4 protein-coding genes, 2 tRNA genes and 3 rRNA genes (1 of these 9 cut by a window edge) are annotated in these 12,184 nt (G+C 39.3%); 8 read left to right on the forward strand and 1 reads right to left on the reverse strand.

Annotated elements, in window-relative coordinates; translation table 11 throughout:
- The 7 genes from AWN65_RS02395 to AWN65_RS15140 all read left to right on the forward strand — a co-directional run.
- Window positions 1-423: ribosomal RNA gene (locus AWN65_RS02395) — 16S ribosomal RNA — on the forward strand; it begins 1,093 nt to the left of the window's first position.
- Window positions 424-496: 73 nt separating this feature from the next.
- Window positions 497-570 (forward strand) — tRNA-Ile (locus AWN65_RS02400).
- Window positions 571-722: 152 nt separating this feature from the next.
- A tRNA-Ala gene (locus AWN65_RS02405) sits at window positions 723-799 on the forward strand.
- A 219-nt stretch (window positions 800-1,018) separates the two neighbouring features.
- Window positions 1,019-3,895 (forward strand): 23S ribosomal RNA (locus AWN65_RS02410).
- 179 nt (window positions 3,896-4,074) lie between these two features.
- A 5S ribosomal RNA gene (rrf, locus tag AWN65_RS02415) occupies window positions 4,075-4,183 on the forward strand.
- Together the 16S, 23S and 5S rRNA genes with 2 tRNA genes alongside form the textbook arrangement of a ribosomal RNA operon.
- A 246-nt stretch (window positions 4,184-4,429) precedes the next feature.
- Entirely contained in the window at window positions 4,430-5,524 is a 1,095-nt protein-coding gene (ychF, locus tag AWN65_RS02420; protein WP_060381706.1) for a redox-regulated ATPase YchF, read from the forward strand.
- Between the two features lie 201 nt (window positions 5,525-5,725).
- The gene (locus AWN65_RS15140; protein ID WP_063744209.1) at window positions 5,726-7,087 is read left to right on the forward strand and encodes a hypothetical protein; all 1,362 of its coding nucleotides are present in this window, start codon (window positions 5,726-5,728) and stop codon (window positions 7,085-7,087) included.
- Window positions 7,088-7,328: 241 nt separating this feature from the next.
- Here AWN65_RS15140 and AWN65_RS02430 read toward each other — a convergent pair whose 3' ends face one another.
- Window positions 7,329-10,019: a TonB-dependent receptor gene (locus AWN65_RS02430; RefSeq protein ID WP_060381707.1), complete on the reverse strand. Its 2,691-nt coding sequence runs from the start codon at window positions 10,017-10,019 to the stop codon at window positions 7,329-7,331.
- Between the two features lie 162 nt (window positions 10,020-10,181).
- Here AWN65_RS02430 and AWN65_RS02435 point away from each other — a divergent pair, with 162 nt between their 5' ends.
- Entirely contained in the window at window positions 10,182-12,044 is a 1,863-nt protein-coding gene (locus tag AWN65_RS02435) for a DNA topoisomerase IV subunit B (RefSeq protein WP_060381708.1), read from the forward strand.
- Window positions 12,045-12,184: the final 140 nt, after the last annotated feature.

Genomic DNA, 12,184 nt, shown 5'->3' on the forward strand with positions numbered 1-12,184 from the left:
CCCCTGTTGCTAGTTGCCAGCGAGTCAAGTCGGGAACTCTAGCAAGACTGCCGGTGCAAACCGTGAGGAAGGTGGGGATGACGTCAAATCATCACGGCCCTTACGCCTTGGGCTACACACGTGCTACAATGGACGGTACAGAGAGCAGCCACTACGCAAGTAGGCGCGAATCTACAAAACCGTTCTCAGTTCGGATCGGAGTCTGCAACTCGACTCCGTGAAGCTGGATTCGCTAGTAATCGCAGATCAGCCATGCTGCGGTGAATACGTTCCCGGGCCTTGTACACACCGCCCGTCAAGCCATGGAAGCTGGGGGTACCTGAAGTCGGTGACCGCAAGGAGCTGCCTAGGGTAAAACTGGTAACTAGGGCTAAGTCGTAACAAGGTAGCCGTACCGGAAGGTGCGGCTGGAACACCTCCTTTCTAGAGACAAAAAAAAGAAAATAGACCCTTACTCTCGCTGTTAATTCAAAAAAAAAAAAGACTTAAAATACAGAGTCTCGTAGCTCAGCTGGTTAGAGTACTACACTGATAATGTAGGGGTCGGCAGTTCGAGTCTGCCCGGGACTACAAACAAATTTGAAAATTGATTAATTTGAAAATTTAAAAAAATTAAGTTTAAAAGGAAATTCTAGAAGCGAATTTTGAATTATAAATTTTAAATCATGAATTTGAAAAATAATTCAAAATATATAAATCAACATTCAAAATAGAAAAAGAATGGGGGATTAGCTCAGCTGGCTAGAGCGCCTGCCTTGCACGCAGGAGGTCATCGGTTCGACTCCGATATTCTCCACCAAATTGATTTGAAAATGAATTGATTTGAAAATTTGAAAATGAATAACATCTTCAAATTAACGAATCATCAAATCTTCAAATTGAATAAAGTTCATTGACATATTGAGATAAACATACAAACAAGTAGAAAGAACACTTTAGTAATTAGTACAGAGTGAATAGTAATTAGTCTTAGGGCTAGTCACTAATTACTAAGAACTAATCACTAAAAAAAAGAAAACAATAAGCAAAATAAGGGCGTATGGGGGATGCCTAGGCTCTCAGAGGCGAAGAAGGACGTGATAAGCTGCGAAAAGCTACGGGGATTGGCACACACGAATAGATCCGTAGATATCCCAATGGGGCAACCCAATGCATTGAAGATGCATTATCCAATAGGAGGCAAACCCGCTGAACTGAAACATCTAAGTAGGCGGAGGAGAAGAAAACAAAAGTGATTCCGTAAGTAGTGGCGAGCGAACGCGGAATAGCCCAAACCGTTGTTGTTACGGCAATAACGGGGTTGTAGGACCACAATATTTCTTATAAACAGAATTAGAATAACCTGGAAAGGTTAACCAAAGAAGGTGAAAGTCCCGTATAAGCAAAGAATATAAAGAATAGTGGTATCCTGAGTAGGGCGGGGCACGAGAAACCCTGTCTGAATCTGGCGGGACCATCCGCTAAGGCTAAATACTCCTGAGAGACCGATAGTGAACCAGTACCGTGAGGGAAAGGTGAAAAGAACCGTGAATAACGGAGTGAAAAAGAACCTGAAACCATACGCCTACAAGCGGTCGGAGCAGCATAAGCTGTGACGGCGTGCCTTTTGCATAATGAGCCTACGAGTTACCGTTACTGGCAAGGTTAAGTGATTAAGTCACGGATCCGTAGCGAAAGCGAGTCTGAATAGGGCGCTATAGTCAGTAGTGGTAGACGCGAAACCGTGTGATCTACCCATGGGCAGGATGAAGCTGTGGTAACACACAGTGGAGGTCCGAACCGGTTGACGTTGAAAAGTCTTCGGATGACCTGTGGGTAGGGGTGAAAGGCCAATCAAACTCGGAAATAGCTCGTACTCCCCGAAATGCATTTAGGTGCAGCGCTGTGGTAGAGTTATATAGAGGTAGAGCTACTGATTGGATGCGGGGGCTTCACCGCCTACCAATTCCTGACAAACTCCGAATGCTATATAATATACACAGCAGTGAGGGCTTGGGTGCTAAGGTCCAAGTCCGAGAGGGAAAGAACCCAGACCATCAGCTAAGGTCCCCAAATGTATGCTAAGTTGAACAAACGCGGTTTGATTGCATCGACAGCTAGGATGTTGGCTTGGAAGCAGCCATTCATTTAAAGAGTGCGTAACAGCTCACTAGTCGAGCGATCGAGCATGGATAATAATCGGGCATAAGCATACTACCGAAGCTATGGATTTGTACACTGTACAAGTGGTAGGGGAGCATTCTAACATCGCCGAAGGTGTCTTGTGAGAGATGCTGGAGAAGTTAGAAAAGAAAATGTAGGCATAAGTAACGATAAGGGGTGCGAGAAACACCCCCGCCGCAAAACTAAGGTTTCCGCAGCTATGCTAATCAGCTGCGGGTTAGTCGGGTCCTAAGGCGAATCCGAAAGGAACAGTCGATGGCCAACGGGTTAATATTCCCGTACTACTTATAATTGTGATGGAGCGACGCAGTGGTGAAAGTACCGCGAACTGACGGAATAGTTCGTTAAAGCACCTAACTATAGGCCCAGTAGGCAAATCCGCTGGGACTGGTGAAATGCGATAGTACTCGGAGTCTTCGGACAAAGGGATAGAGTACCTAAAGGCTGCCAAGAAAACCTTCTAAACATAGATTATAAGTACCCGTACCGTAAACCGACACAGGTAGTTGAGGAGAGTATCCTAAGGCGCTCGAGAGATTCATGGCTAAGGAATTAGGCAAAATAGACCTGTAACTTCGGGAGAAAGGTCGCCAGCGCAAGCTGGCCGCAGTGAAAAGGTCCAGGCGACTGTTTATCAAAAACACAGGGCTCTGCAAAATCGTAAGATGACGTATAGGGCCTGACACCTGCCCGGTGCTGGAAGGTTAAGAGGAGATGTTATGAGCAATCAGAAGCATTGAATTGAAGCCCCAGTAAACGGCGGCCGTAACTATAACGGTCCTAAGGTAGCGAAATTCCTTGTCGGGTAAGTTCCGACCTGCACGAATGGTGTAACGATCTGGACACTGTCTCAGCCATGAGCTCGGTGAAATTGTAGTATCGGTGAAGATGCCGATTACCCGCAGTGGGACGAAAAGACCCTGTGCACCTTTACTATAGCTTAGTATTGGTCTTGGATAAGTGATGTGTAGGATAGGTGGGAGACTATGAAATGGCGTCGCCAGGCGTTGTGGAGTCATTGTTGAAATACCACCCTTTGCTTATCTGAGATCTAACCCGCCCCTGGCGGGGACATTGCTTGGTGGGTAGTTTGACTGGGGTGGTCGCCTCCAAAAGAGTAACGGAGGCTTCTAAAGGTTCCCTCAGCACGCTTGGTAACCGTGCGTAGAGTGCAATGGCATAAGGGAGCTTGACTGAGAGACATACAGGTCGATCAGGTACGAAAGTAGAGCATAGTGATCCGGTGGTTCCGCATGGAAGGGCCATCGCTCAAAGGATAAAAGGTACGCCGGGGATAACAGGCTGATCTCCCCCAAGAGCTCATATCGACGGGGGGGTTTGGCACCTCGATGTCGGCTCGTCACATCCTGGGGCTGGAGAAGGTCCCAAGGGTTGGGCTGTTCGCCCATTAAAGTGGCACGCGAGCTGGGTTCAGAACGTCGTGAGACAGTTCGGTCTCTATCTACTGTGGGCGTTAGAAATTTGAGTGGATCTGACTCTAGTACGAGAGGACCGAGTTGGACCAACCGCTGGTGTATCTGTTGTTCCGCCAGGAGCACCGCAGAGTAGCTACGTTGGGAAGGGATAAGCGCTGAAAGCATATAAGCGCGAAACCCACCACAAGATGAGATTTCTTTTAAGGGTCGTGGAAGATCACCACGTTGATAGGCTATAGATGTAAAGGCAGTAATGTCACAGTCAAGTAGTACTAATAACCCGTAAGCTTATTGGTGCCCCACCCAACCTCCCCAAAGGGGAGGAGCAAGGGTGGGGCGTAAAATTCTTTCCAAATTGAATATTTATCTCAATATGTTAAAATATAGCAGCAAAGCTGCGTTTGAAGTTCCAAGTTTAAAGTTCCAAGTTACCTAACTTGAAACAAATAAAACTTGAAACCCCAAACCAAAACCTTAAGGTGGTTATTGCGGCGGGGCTCACCTCTTCCCATTTCGAACAGAGAAGTTAAGCCCGCCTGCGCCGATGGTACTGCATCCTGTGGGAGAGTAGGTCGCTGCCTTTCTTTGGAAACCCTTCATCCGAAACGATGAAGGGTTTTTTGTTTTATGCGCGTTTGTGCTATCAAACCGAAATCACCGCGTGAGCGGGCGTAGCAAGCTACCGTGTAGCGCGAAGCACGCGACCCGACGAAAGGTAGAACTCGCGCCAAAGGCTCACGAAAGTTTTGTTTGAGGCGGGGCACGCCCAAAAAATTAGTATTTGAAGGATAAAAAGGCTATATTTGCAGACTTTTTAAAAATAATTAACCATGAAAGCAGGTATTGTAGGCTTACCGAATGTAGGAAAATCAACTTTATTCAATTGTTTGTCGAATGCGAAGGCACAGAGTGCTAATTTTCCGTTTTGTACGATTGAACCGAATATTGGGGTGGTGAATGTACCAGACCCGCGTTTGGAAAAATTAGAAGAATTGGTTAATCCAGAGCGTGTGTTGCCTGCGACTGTAGAGATTGTGGATATTGCCGGATTGGTAAAAGGTGCGAGTAAAGGGGAAGGATTAGGAAATCAGTTTTTGGGTAATATTCGCGAATGTAACGCAATTATTCATGTGTTGCGTTGTTTTGATAATGATAATATTGTGCACGTGGATGGGAATGTGAACCCGATTCGTGACAAAGAGACGATTGATATTGAATTGCAATTGAAAGACCTTGAGACAGTTGAAAAACGTTTAGATAAGGCTAAGAAAACGGCTAAGTCTGGAAATAAAGAAGCGATTGTTGAAGCGGATTTATTAGAGCGTATTAAGACGGTTTTGTTAGAGGGGAAATCGGCTCGTGTAATTGAGCCTAAAAATCAGGATGAGGCGGATTGTTTAGATATGATTCAGCTGATTACTTCAAAGCCTGTGTTGTATGTGTGTAATGTGGATGAAGCATCGGCAGCTAATGGGAATGCGTATGTTGAGCAAGTGAAAGAGTTGGTGAAGGATGAGAATGCGCAGGTGATTGTGTTAGCGGTTGCTACTGAAGCGGATATTACGGAGTTAGAAACTTATGAAGAGCGTCAGATGTTTTTAGGAGACATGGGGTTAGAGGAGCCTGGTGTGTCGAAGTTGATTCGTTCTGCATATAAATTATTGAATTTACAGACGTATTTTACGGCTGGGGTGAAGGAGGTTCGTGCTTGGACAATTCAAGTTGGAGATACGGCTCCGAAAGCTGCGGGTGTGATTCACTCGGATTTTGAGAAAGGGTTTATCCGTGCAGAGGTGATTGCTTATGACGATTATGTGACTTTTGGTTCTGAAAGTAAGGTGAAGGAAGCTGGTAAATTGCGTGTGGAAGGTAAGGAGTATATAGTGAAGGATGGTGATGTGATGCACTTTAGGTTTAATGTATAGCTTGGTTATTGGTATTTTTAATATTGGTTTATAAGAAGGTGTACTAGTAATGTAGAGCTTACTTTCTAAGAATCGATTATATGAAGGCACATTCATAATTACCCAAACACTTGCATATCAACAAAATAAGTGTTATTTTAGAAGAAACAAACCCCGAAATTGCTCAAAAAGAGTCAAAAACGGGGTTTTTCTTTAAATGCTATGCCAAAAATAATACGTTTAAGCGAATTTCAATACCAAATTCCATTTTTTACTATCAATAAAGATTTTGATGGTTTTTACGCCCAATTTTTAAAAACAGATTTGGGTAAAATTTATCTTTCGATGCCTTTTTCAGAGCTTGCTCAAGCCTTCAAACTGAAAGATTCTCAAAAAGGGACTCATTGTTATTTTAGTCCTAAAGGCAAAATTGCTCTGATGATGCTTAAAAACTACTACGGTTGTTCGGATAAAAAGTTGATTGAACTTCTCAATGGAAATATCTTTATGCAATTTTTTTGTGATATTCTGATTCCGATTGATAAACCTTTGAAAAACTTTAAAATCGTGAGTCAAATCAGAATGGAGCTATCCAAGACTTTAACCATTGGCAAAGCTCAAGAAGTACTAGCTAAGAACTGGATTCCTTATATGGGAGATTTAGATAAAATGCTTACGGATGCTACTTGTTACGAGAGTGAAGTGCGCTTTCCTACGAACCAGAAATTGCTTTGGGAGTGTGTACAGTGGAATTATAAGCAAATGGAAGCTTTGTGTCATTTGTTTAAAATAAAACTACCAAGAACTAAATATTTAGATTGGTGTAAGCGATACAATCAATATTCAAAAAAGAGAAAAAAACAATCAAAACATCGCACAAAAGTTACCCGAGGTTTACTTAAATTATTATACAAACTCAATGGCGAACTTAGCCGTATTGAAGCACAAAATCCGTTTGAAGCCACTACAAAATATAGCAAACAGCGCCTGATTATCAAACAAGTATACAAACAACAAATTCAGATATTTAAAACTGGTAAAAGTGTTCCAGACAGGATTGTAAGTATTAGCAAAAGTTATATCCGCCCAATTGTTCGCGGGAAAGAAGTAAAGCAAGTTGAATTTGGAGCCAAAGTAAACAAAATTCAAATCGATGGCATTAACTTCATCGAACACATTCAATATCGAGCTTTCAACGAAGGAACTCGTCTGCAAAGCAGTGTTTTTTGCGCTCAGAATTTAACTAAAACAAAAGTAAAAATACTTGGAGCCGATGCCATTTATGCTACCAATAAAAATCGAACCTTCACGTCTACCAATACTATCCAAACCGATTTTGTACGTAAAGGAAAAGCTGGAAAAAATGAAGAACAACGCAAAATTTTAGCGCAACACATCAAGAAAGAACGAGCTACTCGACTAGAAGGAAGTTTTGGCAAGGAGAAGGAACATTACCATCTCAAGAAAATCAAAGCCAAAACCCAAAAAAGTGAGATCCTTTGGATTTTCTTTGGCATTCACACAGCCAATGCATTAGAAATAGGGAGACGGATTTATCTACAACAGCAAACTTTAGTAGCATAAAAAAAATGTAAGACCAGCATCATAGGGGAACGTGCGTCGTGTTGCGACCCAAAAACCTATTTTTAAACATTTGAATCCTTTAAAAAACAAAAATGACCCAAATTTGTAAATCAAAATGGGTCATTGTTTTATTTTTTTACAAAAGTGAGGTTACTTCTGAATGTGCCTATGAAAATTATTTCCGAGGTATCCGGATAATTTAGTAACAAAGAAGGCTGTCATTTTGACAGCCTTCTTTGTTTTAAAATTTATAGTTTAAAGATAGATTGAACATAGTTCCTAATTGGCTGAAATGGTATCCGTCATAGGTCATCTGCGAATAACGTTGGTTGAAAGTAATTAAATTTGATTGTGTTTTTACAAAATTAGGGTCTGTTAAACTAGCTTCTCCCGTACTATTTTCAGCTTTAAATTCCCATTTAGGTAAAATATTAAATAAGTTATTGATGTTTAAGGCGAAAGTTAATTTGTTTGTGGGATTAAAATTTATTCCTAAGTCAGTTACGACTTTTGGTTTGAATTCAGTTCTTAAATTAGAATCTAATCCAGCTTGTTTGAATACTGTTTTTCCAAATAAGGTATTGTTTAATGAGAAACCAAATTTTCCAATGTCATAATTAGTTCCTAAAATCCATTTAGTTTTAGGACGAGAAGTAAATAATAAATGCTGTTGTGTGGCATCTATAAGATCTTTTCCGAACTTTACAGGGATTTTATTGGTATTCCAGTTTTCAAATGTGTAATTTCCAGATAAATTAAATCCTAAATCTCCACTTCCTAATTTAATGTTTCGTATGCCTGCAACAACATCAATACCTCTTGTTCTTGTATCCAAAGCGTTAGTAAAGAAAGATAATGTTCCGAGATTTTTTCCGTTAATAGTTACATCTTTAATTTCATCACTTAAAACGATTCTGTCGTAAACATTGATGTGGTAGTAGTCAAGTGTTAATGTTATGTTTTTCATTGGTTTAAAACCTAGTCCAATTGTGTAATTTTCAGATTTTTCAGCTTTTAGTTTTTCAATTCCCATTTGACGTGCTTGAGGTGATACATTGTTTACTAATCCGCTTGCTAAAACACCTTGTCCTGGGAAAAAGCTATATTGAGATTTTTGGGTGTAAATTTGATGTAATGAAGGAGCTCTGAATCCAGATGATATAGATGCTCTTAATGTTATTTTGTCATCTAAAAATTTATATCTGCCACTTAATTTACCGATGTAAGTTGTACCAAAGTCACTGTAATTTTCACCACGTAAAGTAGCATCTAGTAGAAAATCTTTTGTAAAATCTATTGTGGTTGCTATATATCCTCCAATGTTATAGCGATTGAATTTTCCTGAGTTTTCGGGTCTGTTGCCAGCAAATGAATCGGCACCCATTCCATCCCAAGAAGCTTTGTCTCCTTCAATAATGGTAAAGTTTTCAGTTCTGAACTCTGTGCCTATAGCAAAACTGATTTTATCAGTTAAATTTTTATTTATGTCTATATTTCCTACTATGTGATCAAATTTTGTTCCTCCTGGTTTAAATGAAATAGGACTGTTTTGAAGATAAAGATTGGCACCGTTACTATCTAGAATATTAGAACGGTTAAATGAATTGTTTACTGTGTATTCTTGCATATTACCTCCAAAAGTGATGCTTAAATCAGTATTCCATCCGTTTTTGGTTGATTTTAAGCCTAAGGTAGCATTGTAATCGTTAAGATCTCCTTCAAATGTAGGGGCATATCCATCATATCCATTTTTTCCATTTCCTGGGAATAATTGATTTAAAAAAGGATAGTCTGTTAAGGTTCTCCAGTAGGGAGTTCTGTAGTTTGCAAATGAATTTACTTTTTTGTAAACATAAGCACCATTGAAATATAATTTTGAATTTTCAGATGTATCTACGCCTCCATTGATTTCAAATTTAGCAGTTGCGGTTGCAGGCGCTCCATTTATGTTGCCTGCATCTGGATGTCTGTTTAGAAAATCTTGTACATCTGTTATGTTGGCACCAAAATCTTTAGCTTCACCTTGTGCATCAACAGTGCCTGGTCTATTAGCTAAAGTTACTTTGGAAAAATCTAAGGTGTAATTAATAAACCCTTTTTCGTTAAAAGCAGTGGTGCCATTATTAAGGCTTGCGCCAATCATTTTTCCATCTCCTTTTCCTGTAATTCCTGTTCGTAGAGTGGTAGAACCTGAATTAGGATTGTTTTTTAGTATGATGTTCATAACCCCAGCAATAGCATCGGATCCGTATTGAGCTGAGGCACCATCACGTAATATTTCAACTCTTTCAATAGCGTCTTGCGGAATAGCAGAAATATCAGATCCTGTTTCGCCACGTCCAGGAGAGGTTTGTGTATATACTAAGGCACTCATGTTTTTACGTTTGCCGTTTATTAATATTAATGTACGGCTAGGTCCCATATTTCGTATCTCATAGGGATCTAATAAAGATGTAGCGTCATTTACAGGAGTTTGAACGGTATTAAATGAGGGAATTCTATATTGTAATGCTTTATCAAATGTTGCTTGCCCTGTTGAAGCTAGTTCTTTAGAAGATAATAAGTCTACAGGTAGGGGAGTGGTAGTATTACTTCGGGGAGCTGTTCTAGTGCCTACTACAACTACTTCGTCTAGACTTTTATTTTCTTCTTGAAGTATTATGTTTAGTTCAATATTTTGGTCCTTCATTTCAATTTCTCTAACTTCTGTTTTGTACCCCATATAATTGAATTTTAAGGTATGCTTTCCTGGATTTAGTTTTAAAGAAAAACCACCATCAAAATCAGATGTAGTAGAACCTGCATTGTTAGCAATAATGTTAACTCCTGGAATTCCTAGGCCTCCAGTGTCTTTAATAGATCCTTTTATGAAGTTTTGAGTAAAACCTGTCCAAGTCATTATTAGTAATAATAAGCAATGAATTTTTTTCATATTTATTTTTTTTAGGTTATTGTTTTATCAAATATCTAAAAAAAATGTTAATAAAATAATAATGTATGTATTTTTTTTCTTTATTTATTTTTGTTAATAGGTTGTTTTATTTTCTTTTTACATACTTTTCAAGTATCTTAGCACCAAATCGATTTTTTATTTATGTTCGAACAAAATCAATACACCGAAGACAATATTCGTTCTCTCGACTGGAGGGAACATATCCGTATGCGTCCTGGGATGTACATTGGTAAATTGGGAGATGGGTCATCTCCTGATGATGGTATTTATATTTTAGTAAAAGAGGTTCTAGATAACTGTATCGACGAGTTTGTGATGGGGGCAGGAAGAACCATAGAAGTTACTCTTAAAGATCGTACCGTAACGGTGCGTGACTACGGACGTGGTATTCCTTTAGGGAAAGTAGTAGATGTAGTTTCTAAAATGAATACGGGAGGAAAATACGATTCAAAAGCTTTCAAAAAATCAGTTGGTTTAAATGGAGTCGGTACTAAAGCAGTAAATGCACTCTCTACTTTCTTTAGAGTAGAATCAGTACGTGATAATCAACAAAAAGCAGCCGAATTTTCTGCTGGAACACTTACCTTAGAAGAAGATGTTATAGAGACTACTAAGCGTAAAGGTACCAAAGTTAGTTTTATAGCAGATGATACGATTTTTAAAAATTATAAGTATCGTAACGAATACATTGTTAGGATGTTAAAAAACTATTGTTATCTTAATAAAGGATTGACAATAGTTTATAATGGTGAAAAATTCTTCTCTGAAAATGGATTGAAAGATTTGTTAGAGGAGACCATTACTGAAGAAGATATGCAATATCCTATCATTCACCTGACTGGTGAAGATATCGAAATTGCCATGACCCATAGTAAAACACAGTATTCGGAAGAATATTACTCGTTTGTTAATGGTCAAAATACAACTCAAGGAGGTACACACTTGGGAGCATTTCGTGAGGCTATAGTTCGTACGATAAAAGAGTTTTACAATAAAAGTTTTGAGGCATCTGATATTCGTAAATCGATAGTTTCTGCTATTTCGGTTAAAGTAGAAGAACCTGTCTTTGAATCGCAAACGAAAACCAAATTAGGTTCTACCGATATGGGACCTAATTCGCCATCTGTTCGTACTTATGTTAATGATTTCATCAAAACGAATTTAGATAACTTTTTACATAAAAATCCTGAAATTGCCGATTTATTACTTCGTAAAATTCTGCAAGCTGAACGTGAACGTAAAGAATTGTCAGGTATTCGTAAGTTGGCTAAAGAACGTGCTAAGAAAGCGAGTTTACACAATAAGAAATTGCGTGACTGTCGTGTACATCTTACCGATGCTAAAAATTCACGTAGTTTAGAGAGTACTTTGTTCATTACCGAGGGAGATTCAGCTTCGGGTTCCATAACGAAATCACGTGATGTGAATACTCAAGCGGTATTTAGTTTACGTGGAAAGCCTTTGAATACCTATGGAATGACCAAAAAGATAGTGTATGAAAATGAGGAATTCAATTTGCTTCAAGCCGCATTGAATATTGAAGAAAGCATGGAAGATTTGCGTTACAACAACATTGTAATTGCAACTGATGCCGATGTCGACGGGATGCACATCCGTTTGTTGTTAATTACCTTTTTCTTGCAGTTTTTTCCAGAAATCATCAAAGAAGGACATTTGTATATTTTGCAAACGCCTTTGTTCCGTGTGCGTAACAAGAAAGAGACGATTTATTGTTATAGCGATGAAGAACGTAGAGATGCCATTGAAAAACTAAAACCAAAACCAGAAATCACCCGATTCAAGGGATTAGGGGAGATTTCACCTGATGAGTTCAAGCATTTTATAGGGGAAGATATTCGTTTAGACCCTGTAATGTTGGACAAAGCGACTTCTATCGAAAAATTATTAGAATTCTATATGGGTAAAAATACTCCTGACCGTCAGGAGTTTATTATCAAGAATCTGAAAGTGGAGTTGGATACGGTGGAGGAGTTGACGTCGTAGCACAAAGTCACACAAAGTTTGGCACGAAGTCAAAGAAGTTTTTTAGGTTTAACTTTGAGAAATTTAGTGTTATTACTATTTATTGAGAAAAGGTCACACTGAGTCACACTAAGTTAAGCACAAAGTCAATGAAATTAAAA

Origin of the sequence: Flavobacterium covae (assembly GCF_001534645.1) — a bacterium.
Classification (GTDB): domain Bacteria; phylum Bacteroidota; class Bacteroidia; order Flavobacteriales; family Flavobacteriaceae; genus Flavobacterium; species Flavobacterium covae.